14 protein-coding genes and 3 pseudogenes are annotated in these 18,132 nt (G+C 58.0%); 9 read left to right on the forward strand and 8 right to left on the reverse strand.

Annotated elements, in window-relative coordinates; translation table 11 throughout:
- Positions 1-440: 440 nt before the first annotated feature.
- Positions 441-567 (forward strand): annotated as a pseudogene (locus tag XH79_RS08265) (Y-family DNA polymerase); the annotation flags it as partial.
- Positions 568-712: 145 nt separating this feature from the next.
- Entirely contained in the window at positions 713-2,809 is a 2,097-nt protein-coding gene (locus XH79_RS08270) for an AAA family ATPase (protein ID WP_271527543.1), read from the forward strand.
- A gap of 292 nt (positions 2,810-3,101) precedes the next feature.
- On the opposite strand, the gene XH79_RS08275 is transcribed toward XH79_RS08270, so the two are convergent.
- On the reverse strand, positions 3,102-3,680 hold the full coding sequence (locus XH79_RS08275) for a DUF2971 domain-containing protein (protein WP_271527544.1): 579 nt from the start codon (positions 3,678-3,680) through the stop codon (positions 3,102-3,104).
- Positions 3,681-4,200: 520 nt separating this feature from the next.
- Here XH79_RS08275 and XH79_RS08280 point away from each other — a divergent pair.
- Together XH79_RS08280 and XH79_RS08285 are read left to right on the forward strand one after the other, a co-directional pair.
- Positions 4,201-4,596: an AAA family ATPase gene (locus tag XH79_RS08280; protein WP_271527545.1), complete on the forward strand. Its 396-nt coding sequence runs from the start codon at positions 4,201-4,203 to the stop codon at positions 4,594-4,596.
- A gap of 213 nt (positions 4,597-4,809) precedes the next feature.
- Positions 4,810-4,944, forward strand: a complete 135-nt coding sequence (locus XH79_RS08285; protein WP_271527546.1) for a hypothetical protein — start codon at positions 4,810-4,812, stop codon at positions 4,942-4,944.
- Positions 4,945-4,976: 32 nt separating this feature from the next.
- Here XH79_RS08285 and XH79_RS08290 read toward each other — a convergent pair whose 3' ends face one another.
- From XH79_RS08290 to XH79_RS08305, 4 genes are all read right to left on the reverse strand, one after another.
- Positions 4,977-5,564 carry a hypothetical protein gene (locus XH79_RS08290; protein WP_271527547.1) on the reverse strand — a complete coding sequence of 196 codons (588 nt, stop codon included), beginning with the start codon at positions 5,562-5,564 and terminating at the stop codon, positions 4,977-4,979.
- Between the two features lie 459 nt (positions 5,565-6,023).
- Positions 6,024-6,410 carry a hypothetical protein gene (locus XH79_RS08295; RefSeq protein ID WP_271527548.1) on the reverse strand — a complete coding sequence of 129 codons (387 nt, stop codon included), beginning with the start codon at positions 6,408-6,410 and terminating at the stop codon, positions 6,024-6,026.
- Between the two features lie 506 nt (positions 6,411-6,916).
- Positions 6,917-7,141: a hypothetical protein gene (locus tag XH79_RS08300; protein WP_271527549.1), complete on the reverse strand. Its 225-nt coding sequence runs from the start codon at positions 7,139-7,141 to the stop codon at positions 6,917-6,919.
- Between the two features lie 13 nt (positions 7,142-7,154).
- Positions 7,155-7,439 carry a hypothetical protein gene (locus tag XH79_RS08305; protein ID WP_271527550.1) on the reverse strand — a complete coding sequence of 95 codons (285 nt, stop codon included), beginning with the start codon at positions 7,437-7,439 and terminating at the stop codon, positions 7,155-7,157.
- Between the two features lie 581 nt (positions 7,440-8,020).
- Between XH79_RS08305 and XH79_RS08310 the strand changes: the two are divergent.
- Positions 8,021-8,129: pseudogene (locus tag XH79_RS08310) on the forward strand (DUF736 family protein); the annotation flags it as partial.
- A 137-nt stretch (positions 8,130-8,266) separates the two neighbouring features.
- Here XH79_RS08310 and XH79_RS08315 read toward each other — a convergent pair.
- A complete protein-coding gene (locus XH79_RS08315) occupies positions 8,267-9,592 on the reverse strand; it encodes a DUF3422 family protein (protein WP_271527551.1) in 1,326 nt (441 codons plus the stop codon).
- A gap of 1,207 nt (positions 9,593-10,799) precedes the next feature.
- Between XH79_RS08315 and XH79_RS08320 the strand changes: the two are divergent.
- A pseudogene (locus XH79_RS08320) lies at positions 10,800-13,111 on the forward strand (putative bifunctional diguanylate cyclase/phosphodiesterase).
- A 152-nt stretch (positions 13,112-13,263) separates the two neighbouring features.
- Here XH79_RS08320 and XH79_RS08325 read toward each other — a convergent pair.
- A complete protein-coding gene (locus tag XH79_RS08325) occupies positions 13,264-14,070 on the reverse strand; it encodes a polysaccharide deacetylase family protein (protein ID WP_271527552.1) in 807 nt (268 codons plus the stop codon).
- Positions 14,071-14,113: 43 nt separating this feature from the next.
- Between XH79_RS08325 and XH79_RS43255 the strand changes: the two genes are divergently transcribed.
- Together XH79_RS43255 and XH79_RS08330 are read left to right on the forward strand one after the other, a co-directional pair.
- A complete protein-coding gene (locus tag XH79_RS43255; RefSeq protein WP_442868911.1) occupies positions 14,114-14,467 on the forward strand; it encodes a hypothetical protein in 354 nt (117 codons plus the stop codon).
- Positions 14,468-14,498: 31 nt separating this feature from the next.
- A complete protein-coding gene (locus tag XH79_RS08330; protein ID WP_442868912.1) occupies positions 14,499-14,879 on the forward strand; it encodes a hypothetical protein in 381 nt (126 codons plus the stop codon).
- Positions 14,880-15,021: 142 nt separating this feature from the next.
- Here the strand turns inward: XH79_RS08330 and XH79_RS08335 are convergent, their stop codons facing one another.
- Positions 15,022-16,656, reverse strand: coding sequence for a recombinase family protein (locus XH79_RS08335; RefSeq protein WP_271581360.1), 1,635 nt, complete (start codon positions 16,654-16,656; stop codon positions 15,022-15,024).
- A gap of 923 nt (positions 16,657-17,579) precedes the next feature.
- Between XH79_RS08335 and XH79_RS08340 the strand changes: the two genes are divergently transcribed.
- Positions 17,580-18,101: an ATP-binding cassette domain-containing protein gene (locus XH79_RS08340; RefSeq protein WP_271528035.1), complete on the forward strand. Its 522-nt coding sequence runs from the start codon at positions 17,580-17,582 to the stop codon at positions 18,099-18,101.
- The last annotated feature ends 31 nt before the right edge of the window (positions 18,102-18,132 follow it).

The raw sequence follows: 18,132 nt of genomic DNA on the forward strand, positions 1-18,132 counted from the left end.
TTACTTCAACCCGCTGCCGTTCCGCGCGGCAGCTTAATTTTGGCGGAAGCTCCACTCATCGACGCGGAATTGCTGTTTAGACAACCGGGACCACCTCACAGGAAGCACACGGGCACGAATGCCAGTGCTCCTGTATGGGTGCCAATCATGGCATTGGCAACGACGGCAGCTGGTTCGAGGTCTCCGACACCTTCTCGATGCGCTGGGCCGGGCGCGAGCTCGCCTGTCGTCTGCTGACGGCCCGATAAGGAAGAATGCCCGATTAGACGCTGACGTCATCGGGCAGCGGAGCACCTAAAGACACTTGTTCGATGGACGCCCAGCGCCTTCGACAAGACTGCGCGCTATCAAGGGTAATTCCTGGACTGATCGCGGCACACCACCCACCCTGATCGGCGCGTCGGTTTCGGGCCTGCCAGCGCAAAGTCATCCACATCGACATGGACGCCTTCTACCTGCTCTGTCGAGCAACGGGATATTCCGGACCTGCGCGGAAAACCGGTCGCAATAGGCGGTTCGGCCGAGCTCGGCGTCATAGCCGCTGCGAGCTATGAAGCCCGTGGGTACGATCTGCTATATCGTCGGTTACAGCCGCGGCGGCGGCAAACTCCGCCGATAACTTTGAGTTTTCTTGGGGATTGAGTTTATCTGCTGCGCGCAAGTCGGAGCTTTTGGTCCATAGTCCTCCTCTCTGGAACCGGAGCACGTTGGCATGACCCAGCTAACTATTGTCATCACTAACTGTAACAGCGTGGATCGTGCCGAAATCAACGTACTGAAAGGTACGCTCAACATCAAATACGGGCCAAACGGCCTTGGCAAAAGTACCTTGGCAAAGGCCGTTGTCAGCCAAATTCGCCGAGATGGTACGCTCGGTGACCTCATGCCCTTCAAAAGCCGAGGCAAGGCGGACGCACCGCCGCCGTCTGTGCAGGGTATTGATGGTCTAGCTTCCGCCCTTGTCTTCGATGAGGATTACGTCCAGCAGTTCGTTTTCCAGAAAGACGAAGTCCTTAAGAACAGCTTCGACATCTTCATCAAAACCCCCGACTATGTCGTTGCGATGGACGCCATCGACGTTCTGCTGGCTGGCGTGAAGCAGACGCTCACCAACAATACAGAAATCGAGCAGACCATTTCCGATTTCAAGGAATTGCGGGATGCGTTCGGCAAATCGAAGCCCGGCAACATTCCGAAGAACAGCAAGATTCATAAAGCGTTCGGCACCGGTAATAAGACCGAAAATATTCCTGAGGCACTGAAGCCCTTCGAGACTTTTATCAAAAGCCAGGAGCCGTCCAAGTGGATCAGCTGGCAGATCAAAGGCAACGAGTATCTAAAGCTGGGCGACAATTGTCCCTATTGCGCCACCCCGCTTGTTGGTGAGGGGCAGAAAGACGCAGCCCTCGCAGTCGAGAAGGAATTCGACGCCACAGCGGTCGGCCACCTCAATGCGCTCAAGGCGGTCATCGAAAGGCTCGGCAAATATTTCAGCGAGAAGTGCTGCGAGAATCTGCAGAAGGTAACGAAAACCAAGATTGACCTGACCGCCGCCGAGGTAAGTTTCCTTACGAGCCTCAAGGCCGAGATCGACGGCATGATCACCCAGCTGGAAGGTCTCCGGGCCATCTCCTTTTTCTCTCTGCGAGACGTGGACCAAATCCGTGAGAAGATCACCCCGCTGAAGATCGACCTGGCGCTCATGGACAAGCTCGATTCCCCAGGGACCCGGAGCATCATAGATCCTGTCAATGCGCAGCTTGAAGACCTGCTTACGAAGGTTGGCGACCTGACCGGAAAGGTCAATAAGCACAAGGCGAAGATCAAGAAGGCGATAGAGGCCAACCAAGTCAGCATCAACTCGTTCCTGAAGTCCGCCGGGTACAAATACGTCGTTGAGATCGTTCCGGAGGAACAATCCTACAAAATGAAGCTGGTGCACCAGGATCTGGCCGGTCATCTGGAAGCTGCGTCCAAGCATCTGAGCTACGGCGAAAAGAACGCCTTCGCCCTGGTTCTTTTTATGCACCAAGTGCTGAGCGAAAGTCCGGATTTGGTGGTACTGGACGACCCCATTTCGTCGTTCGATAAGAGCAAGAAGTTCGCCATCCTGCACGAGCTGTTCCAGGGCAAGGCTAGCCTGAGAGGGCGGACCACGCTTTTGCTGACCCACGACATCGAGCCCGCCATCGATGTTATCAAAAGTACCAAGGAGGTGTTTCAGGGGGCAAAACCATCGGCATCTTTTCTTTCTTCGCGCGGCGGCATTGTGAAAGAAGTGCCGATCGCAAGGGAAGACATCCAGACCTTTGCCAGGGTCTGCAGGGCTAACATCGCCGCGCTGCAGGACCCGATCCTGCAGGCCATTTATCTCCGGCGCGATTATGAACTGCGTGATGAAGTGGGCGTGGAGTACAATCTGTTGGCAAGCCTATTCAAGGGCCGCGTCGTTCCCACGCTGCAGACGGCAACTGAAAACCGGAACATGACCCCGGAAGAGAAACAGGCAGCAGAGGAAAGTATCCGAAAAGAGCACCTACCAGGGTTCAGCTATGATGCGCTGGTCGCCGAGGTGAACGACGCGAACGCCATCCGCGCCAAATTCGCGGCCACGGATGTCGGCTACGAGAAAATCCAGCTGTTCCGGATTTTCAACATCGAACACGACGATGATGTGATCCGGAAATTTATAAACGAGTCGTACCACATCGAGAATGAGTACGTGATGCAGCTCAATCCGCATAAGTTCGAGAGCATCCCCGAGTATGTTATTGATGAATGCGTTCGCATGCTGCCACCTATCCAATAGACCTTGCGGAGTTGACCGGTGCTAGCAATTCATTGACATCGACCTCGAAAAGCTCATTGCTGATCGCGAGAAGCCTTAGGGGTATCCCGGAGGGGCTTGGCAAATCTCCGATTAGGAAGTTGCCGTGTGTGCTATGATAGTTTTTTCTTTCGGCACGATGTTGAATGAACGGGAATCGATGCGTGCCTTGATCGTGTTCGCACTCGGATGATGGATCGTTACTAATCTTCTTACTTCCTCGAAGGTGGTATTGCATTCAGCTCCAAGAACGACCTCGGTCAGTTTTAGCCGACTATCGAAGGGATAGAAATGCAGGCCGCCTTCTTGGGAGGTCAGGTGCACCAAATCGAGAAGCGCGCGCCACGTCTTGCTCGTATCTCCAGCTTTCGTATTTCGTGTAAAGCAAGGCGTCTAAGATCTCGCCGTCGTCTTTGGTGCGGGCTTCTACGTCGCCAAGACGTGCCTTGCGATAAGTGACCTTTCTCGCGAAGCCGTCTTCGACATCAAAACGTAGGCAAATACCGCGGTGCCTATCCCCGTAGTGCGCCCACAGCACTGGATTCGTCCAGTCTTCGCTAAAACAGAGCAATCCGCGCTCATCGTTCAGCTTGTTGTTATTCTCTTCAAGGCCAAGCCGAATTTCAGCCCGCAAAGTTGTGCGAGCCAGCAGTTCGAAGGGATCGTTCAGAGACTTGAACCTAGCAACCTTCAGTCGACTGAACACGATGTTGCTGATCGCGTATTCTGCGGAAGTCAGATGGTACAGACGCCGAAATCCATCGGGTGGGGGAGGAACCACCGCAGCGCTTCCCATATCTCGTGAGTATCCTTTGGCGATCCAAAGCGGTCTCAAGTGTTCATTGTAAGCCATTTCTCGTAGCCAGTCCCGTTTGTAAGGTGCTGACACTGTTCCGCAACCCTTTGGCGAGTGCAAGCACTGGTGTAGCAACAAGGCTTTGGACGGCGCCGGCAAGGCCTTTGACCCGCCGCGGCTCAGGAGCGCCCTTCCGCAGCGCAATCAGCGCTTTGACAGCGAAGGAAGACCAAATGACAAAGAACAGGTTAACCGCTGGCGCGACCATGAATCAGATCGTTAACGGCATTCCGGCCGGTGGCGGCAAAGTAGATCGATCGCTGGTCCTTGCCAAAGAAAGGAAACCTAAACGCCGTGGGAGGTCGATCCGGATTTTGATGCCTTCCCGAAGAAGCATTTCGCCGCCAACAACTTCATTGGGCAATCCTGCGACACAACAAAGATGCTCCGGCGGAGATGCTGCCGACGTTGCGTTTAATCGGTCAGATCAGACAGAAGATCAAGGCGTCGGGCGCGCAACTGCCTCGCCTTCACGAGCCGCGCCTAAGGAGTCGACGATGAGCGTGCGTTTGCTATCATGTCGCTGAACGACATGGGCTCTCTTCACTGGAGGGAGCCCGGACGCGCTACCTCTTTATCTCGAGGGGAGCTGACGCAGCCGGACGCCTTCAAGAAGGTCATACACACGATGCGGAGTGCCAAGACGGCACTAAGCGCCGACATTGGCATGATCGCAATCGACACGTTCGCCAAACTCATTGCTGCTGGAGGCGGGGACGAGAACAGCGCCAAAGATCAGGGCGCCGTCTTTGCCAATCTCCAGCGCGTGAAGGACGTCACTGGTGCCTATGTCGCTTTGATTGGGCATACGGGCAAGGACGAGAGCCGCGGAATGCGGGGATCGAACGCCGCGCCGGGAGACTTCGACGTTGAGGTCAGGATCTCAGGCGAGGACATCAGGACGGCGCAGTGACGAAGGCGAACGACGCTCCGGAGGGGCCACTTTTCTCGTTCAAGTCGGAGGTGCATGATTTCGGCACCGACGAGGATGGCGATCCGGTCACTGTGACATTGTGAGCAGCACCCAGGTTCAATCCGGGCAGGTTGCTGCGAATGAGCCGAAGCTTTCCACCAACCAGCGCGTGACGTTCCGGCTGCTGGCGGAGGCTGGGCCCCGGGGCTCAGTGTGGAGGCCTGGAGCGATGCTGCGCGAGACCAGGGCATCACCAGCAAGCAGCGCCTGTATGAGCTCCGCATGGCGCTGAAGCACAAGGGCTTGGTCCGGGAATACGCCGGCGTCTGGAAGGTGAACCATGCCTAGCCTTGGCACGGCTCACCTTCTCAGACCTATCGTCAGTTGGGATCAAGGCGGGACCATTCCAAAATCAACTGCCCGGTTTCCCCGGGAACGAATGCAAACAATCTATCGGTTTCACCAGGTTTTGCCACACCGAACGACGTGCCATAGCGCTTGCCGTTCTTGTAAACGGCATATTGATAGGCGTTGTACCGGTCGGGGCTATTGTTGCGGACTGTCCAAAGATCCACTCCGCCGCCCGCATCGTAGTGATACAGCGTGAGATAACGAGCGCCATCATCAGCGCCGTCGGGCGTCCAACCCTTTACCCAATCTATCGCCATGAAATCGCCTGGAAATGCGACGGGACGCTCCTCGCCATGCTCCAAATGAAAGACGCGGTCTAGGATGTGTCTTCCAGCGCTATAGTTGGACACGCCGATGGTATGACTCGCACCGCAAGAGTTGAGGAGTTTCGGGTTGGTCGTGCCCAGATTTGTCCAATCAACGCACGCAGGGATGGATTTCTCGACAAACTCTGTCGTCAGGCTGGGTTGTTCAACCGCCGGTTTTTGCTGCCCAAAAGCGCTAGATGCGACGAACGTGCTAGCAACTACAATGATCGAAAGCTTCCCAAAAGACATATGCGCTCTCCCTGAAATCGAATTGCATGCTACCCTCCCACAACCGCAATTATCGATCAATGTGCGTCGCAGCGCCACGGGTAACGGTAACGGTCCGGTCTTCCCTATAGGGCCCTATAGGGGGAGAACCGTGACGTTGCTTCGTTACCGAGGTAACGCGTGACCAGCTTCGTGACCGTGACGTTATCGCTCGTTACCGTCATGCTTCCATTTGGGGCAAGATGTCGCTCCCGTCGGCGGCGAGGCCATACATTGTCGTGTCGTTTATAGATCAATGACTCGCAGTCCTGGACGAACTCCTTGAGCATGAAGTATCCTCACGTGTTTCAAAAAAATCGCGGTCTAGCCATGATCGGTACACTGCGGAAATCAGAACGGCAACTTCCAAAGGAAGTAGAGAAGCCCAGCGACGGCACCCCAGAAACTTATGCCGCGGACTACGAAAGCGAGCACCATGTCTTAGCCACCTGAGCGCCCAGGCCGCTGCGCTGTGCCGATTTCATCGATCGCGTCCGCCAGCCCTTCTAGGAACACTCGGTGCCACGCATCATCATCGGGCAGCTCCCACTCGGGAAGGCTGGCGAGGTATCTGGTCAGAGCGATAACGCCCGCGATCGTGGTTGGCTTTGAACGGATGAGCACATTTGCATGCTCCGTGAGAGCCAGGTTCCTTTGGCCGCTGATTTCGTCGGCGGCAAAAAAGTCGCCAACATCCTCGAGCTTGGCTGATACCGACGCCGCCGCATCGTAGTGTGCGGACAGCTCGCGATGACGCTCAATCACTACGAAGATCGGATCCCGATCTTCTGCAGCAGCCGACTCGGTGGAAATTTCTTGCGATGGCAATGATTGGCCCCGGGCAAATAGCGGACTGACGCTAGCATAGTGGCCACGGCGATTATCAGCGTAGGGAGGCTCTCTTGCGCTGCCTTTCTGCTCAATCAGCTAAGGATCAGACGAGGTCCACACTCGCTCGGGCTTGGTGGGCTCGACCTATCAGTCGACAAGTTCTATCGGAGACGCAAACGGTCAGCGAGTGCTTCGCGGTGAGTTAGAACAGGTCGGTGACAGGCTGGGCGCATGCGGTTCTTCACGGTCGATGCCCGGCAGCGTCAATCCCGCCAAGGGGGATCTGCTGCAGGCAGAGCTGGCTGATCGGCTTTTTGTTCCGCCGAAAGTGTTTTTGCCTCCGCCGGCGGCTCTCACGCGACGCAGCCGAAGATAATCGCGGTTTGAATTGATCTTGGAAGCCCGACCAGGTCGGGCTTTTTCAATAGGCACCTCGAGCTAGTCTCTGGCGGCCTCGGTTTGTGCTAAACACACCTGCTTCGACCTGAGGGACGGGATTTTTCTCAGTGACCGTCAATCTCTCGCATGAGTGCCACCTGCCGTATGACAGTGTGAAGAAACCGCATTTCGTCGTCGGTCACGCGCCGGTTGAAGTAGAAGCAAAGCGTCTTCTCGTTTTCGGCATCGCGGCCGGCGGCAGGGCAGCGCAGCGGCTCCTTTTTCGCGCCGCTGACAAGCCGCAGTGCAGGCCGCGAGTGCGGTGTTTCGGTCTTGGAGGTGTCTGGCACGGGACGGGCTCTCTCAACGCGTGGGCGAAGCTACTGGCGAGTTTTTGGGCAGGCGGCAGGCGCGCTTCTCCGCATCCACAGCGATCGCGGAGAGCGTTTCGTTCTGATCAATGAGCAGAGAGATAGCCTTCGTGGACCAGTCCTCGTAGGTCAGCGTGCCGGAGTTCCACAAGAAGACAAGCGCGCGGGCGACCGCGTTATGGCGCGATAGTTCCTGCAGTTTGCGGTAAAGCTCGGCGTTCATTTGCTCGGGCATGATCTTCTCTTCGTCGAGGCCGTGTCGGTGGTTATCAGTCAACGCTAAGCTCGAGCGCGCAATGCCTCGAGCCTGTTGCCCCCATCGCACCAGTGGTCCCGATCTTTCGTGATGTCGCGCTCGGCCCGATCGGCGACCGACACGCGCTCACGGAGGGGCTTTTAACATCGCCACCAGTGCGATAATCGGCGCCGATCGGCCACTTTCTGCCGTCTTTCTGCTTGATCAGCAGAGGGTTAACAAACCCAGGCGCGAGTAGAGCGGAGGCGACTGCGACATCCATAATGCAGCTGCCCGGCGAGCGGCGGCAAAAGTTAGCGCCGACGAGGTCTTTGGCACCCTCGCGAATCTGGCGGACCCCGAATGTGCGCTTTCCGGCGAAATGATCCGCAACTAGGACGGAAAACGGCGCGCTTTCTATGCGATCCTGCGTCTCGATCCCCTCCAGGATCAAGCGGCTGCGAGGTCCGGTTGGATTCGCCTCCATTGCCGGGCCTCGCTTCCGCCCAGTAGCGGAAGCGCTAGATATCTGGCTGTTCAGCCGGCGCCAGGCCTCATTGTCGGCGTCTATGTGCGAGACCGCCAACCGTCCAACCGATTTTGGAAGCCGGCGCGGGGCTTAGCTCGACGATCCGAGCTTCACCGCTCCGATCTTCGCCAACCTCTTCGCCGACGAGGAAGGTGAGGGCCAGCCTGATCTGGTCCCGTCCCAGCCGTCGCAACGGCGACTGACCCGATGCAAAAATGCCTCGCCCCGTTAGTCCGGGCGAGCATTACCTTGCGCAGGAGCCGGCCGCGATCTTGCGGCAGCGTCGTACCACGACCATGCGAGCTTCGCAGGATGGACGCACTGATTCCGTCAAGGAACTTCAGTCGCAGGCGACCGAGGGCGCGTCGTCGTGCTTGAGGTGCCGCTTTCGGACATTATAACTCACCAGCCAGATCACGCCGACTGCGATCGGCACGAAGGCTGCGGTCAGGAACGAGGGCTCTACTCGCAGTCCGACGTCATGCGCGCCCTTGGCAAGATAGCTAAACAAGCTGACCACATAATATCCTATCGCCCCGACCGATAATCCTTCGACCGTGCACTGCAGCCGAAGTTGCTGTCTCGCGCGCTCGTTGATGGCCTGCAACAGGTCACGATGTTGTCGTTCGATTTCGACGTCGACACGGGTTCGCAACAGATCGGCGGCACGCGCGAGCTTGACCGACAGAGCGGCCTGACGATCCTCTACGGTCGCGCAGGTTCGCATTGCGGGCGCCATGCGGCGCGCCAGAAACGACGACCAGGTTGGATAACCCGAGACATCGTTGCCTTCAATGATGGACAGTCGCGATTGGACCAGCTCGTTGTAGGCCCTGCTGGCGCCGAAGCGAAACAGGCTGCCGGTGGCGCCTTTTTCGAAGGAGGCGGCCAGCCCCGTCAGCTCGGCAAGCAGATGGTTGTTGAACTGCAGCCCCTCACCGCTTTGCATTTTTTCGAGCGCCTCAACAAGACGGCGGTCGATGCGATCGACAGACGGTGCAAGCTCAAGGGCCGCCGACAGGCCAAGGAGGGCCAACGGACGGTAAGTCTCGATTTCCAGGAGCCGTTGCACCAGCGCTCCGAGATCGTGCGATGTCAAGCCGTGGTCGCAGACGAGGATGTTCGTGAAGCCTTTTTCGTCCACGCGGAAGTCTGAGGCGGCAACGCCTGCGCCGCTCTTTGTGGCAACCATGGCCAGGCTGTTCTTGTCGAAAATCTGTTCGGCGCGCTTGGTCGGCGAGGCGCACCGTTCCACTTCTAACCTGATCGCAACTAGCAACTGTCCGGTCTGCCGCAATGCGCGGATCAGCGATCGGACGGTGCCATCAACTTTGTCAAATTGGTGTGCGGCAGGACCATTTGCGTTAGTCCAGATCCAGGTAAATGTCGTAAATTCCGAATGCTGCTCCCAGCGCAGCGTAGCGGGCCCGATGACAATCTGATGAAGTTTCGCCGATTGCTCAGGCGGTGGAAGATTGCGTTCGAGGCAAAAATCGATAAAACGGCAGCGATCGCTTGTGGCCGCCTCACCCTGCGCAAGAAAAGCCAAATGGATCACGCTGACGGGCGAGACAAGGCCCGCGAAAGGGCGCGCGTGCACTTCGCCGAGTACCGCGTGGCGTTGAGGATGTGGTGTGAAGGTTCGCAGATCCATTTCATCGATCATGTATTGACGCCTCGTGAGCTGGTAACCGTGAGGAGGTGGGAAGCAATGGCGGTGCTGGGAAACGGTTAAGCAGGAGTGTCTCTCGTTCTCCCAGTGGGGTGCAGACAGAAGACCTCCGGTGCGGCAACCGTATTGTCGATTGACGGAATGAGGCTCAAACGCGACTCTCAACTTGGTCCCGGCGCAAAACTGCTTGACGCGGAGAGGCGGTGCAGGATTTGGGCCAGCACCGTAGAAGGGGGCGGCCCCACGCTTTTCGGGGCGCAATGTGGCTTTCGAAAACAGTCGGAGACAGTTTCGAACATCGAGCGCGCTTGTAATCTGACAGGATGCGCACGTGGCGCAGGCCGCCGGGAATTGCCTGTTTCGCACGGTGATCGCTAGTCAGGCGGCTGCTATACCTGAGACGCCATACTGTGGTTGGATTGACCATGCAGAGGCCGGAGACTGATCGCGCCCAACACGTTCAAGGCGTCATCATTTCGAAGGTCGCCAAGGATCCTGTTTGTGGCTTCAGGGCTCGGCCGGGATCTGACACCAACCCACTCAAGCTCCTTAGCCAGGGGCGGGCCAACCGAGACGGCGTTATTGATTGCGGATCGCCTTCATGGAAGGCTGTACGGTCAAGCGATGGAGCACGAGGGGAACCGCTCTGAGCTCTTCGATCAGTGTGCCGCAAGCAGGGCAGTGGTAGCTTCCTTGGATGCCACGTTCGGACGTAAGCTCAAGACGGCGGAAGCCGGCACCGCATTCCGAGCACGTCACATCACTCTTTTTCATGCGTGCCCTCCTCGCGATGGCAGCCGTCACATTTGTTTAACATGCGCTTAGTTACCGCGCATCTCCCTGGGACGCCATTCAAGGACAATCAACATTGCGGATTTGCTGTCGCCTGCGCCTGTCGGCAAATGGTAGTCGTACAAATCGGACACCGACAAAAAATTGCGCTCGGTTGTAGAGCGCTCCTTCGTAGAGGTTCAAACCATCGTGCGAAGCTTCTCGTCGTCATCCTGACACCGACAACCGCTTTTCGTCGTATTCTGGCTGCTCGTCGCGGATTTCCTGCGTTGTGAGGAAGAAGACGGTCACGCGTGGTCGAAAGGATCCGCTATCGATCAGCATGATCGCGCCGTCCGTTTAAGTATGAATTAAGCCAAGCTGGATTTGATGCCGCCCGGGCAGGAAGCTTAGGTCAGCGGGGCGTGTGATGAGTGCTGCCAACGAGCAATCCGCGGGATCGGATACGAGGCTGTTCAATGACATGCCGGTCTTGCGGCGGAAGTGGCAGGCTGCGCTCAAGCCCGGCGAGACGCTTCCCCGCTACGAAAATGTGCTGCTGGGGAGCCTTGGGCGGCTTGCCGATCATCTTGTGCTGCTCCGGTGTGACAATGGCGCGTTTGCGGTTTCGCGCACTGGCCGCTATGTGCAGAATTGGTTGGGCGATGCCCGCTGGGACATTCCGCTGGATGCGTTGCGTCCAGATTGCGCGACAGCCCTCACCGGGGCGGCCTCAAATGCGATTGCAAACAGCCATCCCTATCTGGCAACCGCTCATTGCGTGCACGCCGGCATGGTACGGACCTACGACGTGCTGGCTCTGCCCACCTTATCGCGTTGGGGCGGTACACTGGTCGGCGTCTATGTCAACGAGCGGGCCACAGAATACAATTTGATCGATGCAATCTTTTGCAAGACCGACCATGGCGTCATCTCCCTGTCAACCGTTCGCGATCCCGCAGGCAGACCATTTGATTTTCAAGTTGTGCACCACAACGAGGCAGGGGCTAGGCTCCTCGGTGTGGAAGAGGGCTGCCTGTTGTGGCAGCGCCTCAGCAATTCAGACCATCTGCTCTGTTCGCATGAGATGATAGAGCGGTTGGGCGCCGCGGTCGCGAATGAATTCGGTGACCAGTTCGAGGTCGAATACGGTGATCAGAGCCTGCGCTTGCGCCTCAGTGCCTTCGGCATGCTCGCGAGACCTTCCTGCGAATGAAAGTTCAGGAGATCTGGCCAGACGACGAGCGGGTCAGCTATACGCGGGCGCTGCGGGACGCCGGCGATATCTATCAGTCCGAACACCCCTGGCGCCATGTCAAGGCTGATGGCACGGAGATTTCTGTGCTGACCTTTGGGCGACGCCTGATGATTGAGGGGCGCGAAGGGTATCTGGTCGTGGTGGTCGACATCACCGAACGGCGCAAAGCCGAGGCCCGTATCGCCCATATGGCACTTCACGACGGGCTGACCAACCTCGCCAACCGCGCACTCCACCAGAGGTGGCTCGAGGAGGCGCTTGAAAGGGCTAATGCAGCAGGTAACAGCGTCGCGGTGCTGTGCATCGACCTTGACCTCTTCAAGAACGTCAACGATTCGTTCGGACACCCCATCGGCGATCACATGCTCGAGCAGGTGGCCGACCGGCTACGGTCCAGGGTCGCCGGAAACAATCTGGCGGCACGGCTCGGTGGCGACGAATTTTCGATCATTCTCACGGATGATACCTCGCCGACGCATGTGAGCCAATTCGCGGCCGACCTGATCAGGACGTTGAGTGCGCCTTACGAGATTGACGGCAATCAAGTCATTATCGGTGCCTCGGTGGGAATCGCGCTGTCACCAGGCGATGGCACGACCAGTGCCGAACTGATGCGTAATGCCGATATGGCGCTCTATCGCGCCAAAGAGGATGGCCGCGGAACGCATCGCTTCTTCGAGAGGGAGATGGATCAGCAGGTGCAGCGGCGGCGCGAGATGGAGCTTGATCTGCGCCGTGCCTTTGCGGGTCACGAATTCGAGCTGCACTATCAGCCCCTGGTTGATATCGCGAGCGACAAGATCTCTGGCTTTGAGGCGCTTCTGCGCTGGCCGCACCCAGAGAAGGGCATGATCTCGCCGGCCGAGTTTATTCCCCTTGCGGAGGAAATCGGACTGATCGGGCCCCTCGGAGAATGGGTGCTGCGCGATGCCTGTAACGAGGCGGTAAAGTGGCCTTCGGAGATCAAGGTTGCGGTTAACCTGTCCCCGGTTCAATTCCGTAGCCGCAATCTGGTTCAGGTGGTGATTTCAGCGCTGGCGAAGTCCGGCTTGGCGCCGACGCGGCTCGAGCTTGAAATCACCGAATCTGTGTTTCTGGCGGAGACGGAGGCAAATCTTGGGATCCTGCACCAGCTCCGCGAACTCGGCGTCTCCATATCGCTGGATGACTTTGGAACGGGCTATTCCAGCCTCAGCTACTTGCGCAGCTTTCCCTTCGACAAGATCAAGATCGATCGCTCCTTTGTGAAGGATCTGGCGAAACGCTCCGATTGCGGGGCCATCGTGCGGGCGATCTCGGGCCTCGGCCGGAGCCTCAACATCACGACGACAGCGGAAGGGGTTGAGACCACGGAGCAGCTCGATTGGCTTCGTGCCGAGGGTTGCAACGAGGTGCAAGGATTCTTGTTCAGCGGCGCCAGGCCAGCCACCGAAGTGGGGCAGCTGTTGGTTCGCTTTGGCGCAAGGGCGTCCAAGGCGGCATGAATTGCCGATCCCGCAGGAACAGGTTCGTCAAATCGAGGGCTCGCAAACCGAACACGATCGCCACGAGGTTGTCCGAAGCCATCATTGGCGCGCACGAGTTGATCTTCAACACTTCTCGCGCGCCTTGACTGCGGAAGTGCGTCGCGTGGACGTCAATGGGGTACTTCAGCGCTCCTCTGGGCGGCAGCCGGCACAAGATGCACGATCCGATACCCATTCTGATGCAGGTACCGCAGGAACGCAGGCAGCATGGCCGCCGTCCGCGTCTGCGCATCATGCAGCAGAATGATGCCCTTACGAGCGGCCTTGAGCCGCTCGATCAGGATTGTGAGCTCCCGCTCTGGAGTTATGTTCTCCCAATCGCTCGCCCAAAGGTCAGCTCCGAACACGACAATTCCGCGCGCCTGCAATAGATCGAGCGTCGCAGGTGTCGCGTCGAAGTAGGGGAACCGGAAGAACGGTGTCGAGGGCATTTTGGTGGACACACCGTTAAGCGCCATTTCGACGGCGGCGATACCGCGCTCGATGTCCTCTTTCGCCTGCTCGAACGGGATTTTCGACATCATCGAATGCGACCAGCTGTGGTGCGCTACGGTGTGGCCCTGGGCGGCCATACGCCGCACGAGCTCGGGAAATTCAGCCGAGGATCGGCCGACCAGAAAGAACGTGGCTCGCGCGCATTCCTGTGCGAGCGCAGCCAGCACCTTATCCGTGTTCGGCGGCCGCGGTCCGTCATCGAAGGTGAGGACGACTTCATGGTCCGCCAGAGGAAGCGTCTCTGGAAAGTTCTTCAGCCCCACCCGGGGGAAGAGCGCGGCATCGACAGCGAGCACCCGCGTCGTGCCGAGCGCATCCCGGCGATTGCAGCTAGAGGCGTCTGTCACGGCAGTACCGGCGAGCAACGCCAGCCCAGCGCAGCCGATGCGAAAAGCTAATCTAGGCAGGCGCAACTCTGTCATTGCGCGTTAGTGCGACCTCGATTGTTGGTGAGGCCCGTGGTGCTTGGCAGACTATCTGATCGGCATCGCCGGATATCGGCGCATCGAGGGTATGTCGTGCGCAAAAACGTCGTCGAAGTCCATTATCCGCTCGAACCGCTCCTGCCGCCTGTCTTGCTTGGGCTGGAGGCAGGCGACTTGGCTCTTCGCGCAGGAACGCGACCGGGTGGGCGCGGAACCAACCGCCAACCGCATCGATGGCGGCGGGTTCGGCCGAAGGCCATCCGCTCTAGCTTCCAACGTCCTAGGCCAAGATCTACTGATCGATGATGGTCGCCTGTGCGTTCGCGTTAAGACGCTGCTCCGCGACAGTCTCGAGGCTGAGGTAATCGTTGGCGGCAAAATCTTCAAACCATAAGGGCGTTAATCTCCCTGTGACGATCTTGGATGTGTCTCCGTTTACTCCAAAAGACCGAGCGGACTTAGAATTGGGCCTTCGACTCGGCGTCGATTGCGTCGCGCTGTCGTTTGTGCAGCGACCGGGAGATCTCATCGAGGCGAGGGGCCTGATTGGAGATCGGGCAGGCCTCGTCGCGAAGACGAGAAGCCGGTTGCTCTCGATCGGGTCGGCGACATCATCGGCTTGTCTGACGCGGTCATCGTGGCGCGGGCGATCTGGGCATGGAATACCCCACGAAGGCGTCCCGGGTCGGCAGAAGGAGCTGGTGGGAGCCTGCTGGCTGGCGCGGGACGCGTCATCGTGCAGACTCATTTTCCCCGGGTTCGAGTTCATCCCTGCGACGGCCGCTGTCGTCAGATCATCCGTTTAGCTCAACACGACGATGAAGCTGCTGAGTCTCTAACAGGCGCATAGCGCACGTCCGCGGATGAAGCGAACGTGCTGCTGGTGCTGTGGCGAAGCTGATCAGATTGTAGAGCATTGCTTCGCGGAAGTCTTGTACTTACGTTCGATCAGCGCCGCGCATGAGGATTCTTGGTCGCGGGCTGCTTTGGTCTCGATAGATTACCGGAAGGCACTAGGGAGGAACGGTCCGCCTCAACTACTTGCGCGACGATGCCTCGTGCTAAAGCATTAGCCGTTTCGAACCGAGCTATTCCACGGCGAATGCGAGCCCTTTCAGAAAAAGTCATAGTTCGTTTTACCTTCTGTCCAGTCCGCAGCAGTACGTAATCAAGCACCGATTTGTTATGCTCAGCCATCCTGGCCGCGGCAATCCACCCGTGAGGCAAGCGTGCCTCACGCTTGATGCACCAGTACGGCGCGCGGTCTTGCCTTCCGCACCAGAGGGCGACTCGAATTGAGATGTTGACCGATCCATTCACGCGCAAGTAACCCGCCCGAGAGACGGTTCGGCCGCCGGCCTTTTTGATGACGGTGGCAATTTGCGAGCCCAGCTTGGCCTTTTGCTCGGCCCACAGCGGACGCGACTCAAGGAATTCATAGTTTCGCTTGGGAGTGTAGCCGATTAGCCGGTACACGTTCATCATACTGCCGAAGTGAGTTTGATAGGTGGAGGCGCAGGGAAGGCCTACCGTGCTGGCGATGATAGCAGAGCTCAGACGTCCTTCCTTGACCAGCGTTTTGCGTAGTCGGGCAAGCATCTCCTCTTCATTGAGGTCGACACGCCGCTCCTCAATGATGTTCTTTGCTTTTAGGAAGGTGTCGCGTTCAATGATCGGCTCGATACATCCCTCGCTGGTGATCCAAAGCTCGGGAGGATTGCAGGTGGACTTCCGCCGTAGCTTACGTGATCGACGGTTAAACGTCATGTTCCCAATGTAGTTCTCGTTTCTAAGCACCGTGTTAACAGCTGCACGCGTCCACCGACGTCTTGTGCTCGTGAGTATCTCCTTCCGGTTTAGCTCCCGCGCGATAATCGCTTCCGACTTTACTTGCAGAAATCGCTCGAAGATCCACTTCACCACGGCTACTTCGGCGGGGATGCCAGGTCGCAGTCGGACGTGATCAGTCGCGAGGTACTTCTGATCGCCGTTCTTCAGCACGCCGCGAGACTGCTGACTCTGGTCGACAAGCTCTCGCAGAAGAGCATAACCAGGGCGACCTCCGAGCTTGAAGCCAAGTCGAGCGAACCGGCATTGCGCGGCGTGAACCTTTGTCGAAAGCTCACGACTGTACTCCGCTGCCATTACGCGCTTGATGTTCTTGATGATGCTGGAGAGCAGGCTGCCATCATTATCAAATTGCTCAGCACAATACACGATATTGATGCCTGCCTGTTTGCAGACGAATTCGTAGTACGCGCTCTCGTCAACGTCCTGAAAGCGGCCCCAGCGGCTCACGTCATAAACCAGAATATGACCAAAATCGACTTCCCCTGTTTGAACGTCCTTGATGAGCTGGATAAGGCCGGCCCTGTTCTTGATGAGAAGGCCGCTCTCTCCCTCGTCGCGGTAGGTCCGTACAATCGTCAGGCTATGGGCGTGAGCGTATGCTGCAATCACAGCAGCCTGATTCTGAATCGAGTATTGCTGCCGTTGTGTCGACATGCGAACGTATTGTGCCGCTCTCTGATCGAGCTGTGATCGTGCCGGACGAGCCTTATAAATGTCGAGGGCGTTCGCCATTATTCTCGCTCCCCCAAGGTTACACAGCTGCAAATCAAACATCTCTCGGATCTTTTCAGCAAGAATTAATTCGATTCAAAACGAGGGTGCTCTGGCCGTCGATTCACTTGTGCGACCGCCTCTCTTCGTAGTGCGCGTCCCAAGGAGCGTGTTCGAAACCCTCTACAATGCCGAAGGATGGTGACCGCGCGAGGGGCAAAAGTAGCTTGCCTTCGGCGTTGCGTGCCTTGGGGTGTTTTGCGATGCTGCCGAAGCTTTGCGGAAGGGCAAGGCCATCGAAGGATCGGGGCAGTCGAAAGGCCGCTTTCGGCGTCGTGAAGAGCAGAGGATGGCAGCCTTAAACGTCATTGGCCATCACCATCCCGACTATTTGTCCGACTATTTCACCCGCGTTCGTTGCATTTCCATCAGGTTGTTTCTTGTGCAAAACTGGTTCGCTTAGAGGGAGCTGAATTGACCACGTTCTGCAAGTAGAACGCTCATGAGGACAGCGGTCGAGGGCGCGGCGCCATTTCCGAGTCGAGGATTAGTCGACCATCGAGACGCCCGTCCAGCCGCTTTACGTATTCTGAAGCTTCCTCCATATGCGCCTTCATGAGCGCGCGCACGCGCTCGCTGCTGACGCCTGCCGAAGTAGCCACAAGTTCCATGAAGTGCGCCGATTCGCCGACGACGTGACGGTGTTGCGTCGAGGCGCGTCGGCCCCGTCGCCGATTTGACTGATGACGCTCTGGCAGAAGCTATGATCGGAGAGCCCGTCAGCAAGATGGTGCAGCACGCGCCGAAATCACCGCCGAAGTCCGATATTATCCTCGCCATCAGCGACCTCCGCGTGAACGGCGACAATGGTCTTCCCTCTCGCTCGAGGTGCGGGCAGGCGAGATTGTCGGGATTGCCGGGGTATCCGGAAATGGTCAGTTGGAGTGGTCGAGGCCCTGATGGGGCAGCGGGATCGCAGCGGTAAAATGACCGTCTCCGGCTCGCCGTTCAACGGAACGCGACAGGAAATCGCCCGCCTCGGCGTCTATGGACTGCCGCAAGAGCCCCTGAAGAACGCCTGCATCGATCGCATGTCGCTGGCCGAGAACCTTGCCCTGCGCAATTTCGATCGGGTGCCGCTCTGCCGTGGTATCGCAATGAACTACGGCGCGCTCGCAGAGCAGGCCGAGAGGCTGGTCGCACAATTTCGTGTCAAGGCTCCTGGCCTGAACGCAAGCATGAGCGCGCTATCCGGTGGCAATGTTCAACGCGCCGTGCTGGCGCGAGAGCTCACCCAGGACGTTCGATTGCTGGTCGCGTCAAATCCGACGTTCGGCCTTGATTCGCAGCGTGCGAAGAAACGTACCGCCGGATCGTCGAGGCACGGAACGGCGGAGCCGCAGTGCTGCTCATCTCGGAGGATCTGGACGAGTTGCTTGGCTTGGTCGACAGGGTCCTCGTCATGAGCGCGGGTCGCATCGTCCATGAAGTGTCAGC

The sequence above is a fragment of the Bradyrhizobium sp. CCBAU 45389 genome, from assembly GCF_028128625.1.
Lineage (GTDB): Bacteria > Pseudomonadota > Alphaproteobacteria > Rhizobiales > Xanthobacteraceae > Bradyrhizobium > Bradyrhizobium liaoningense_B.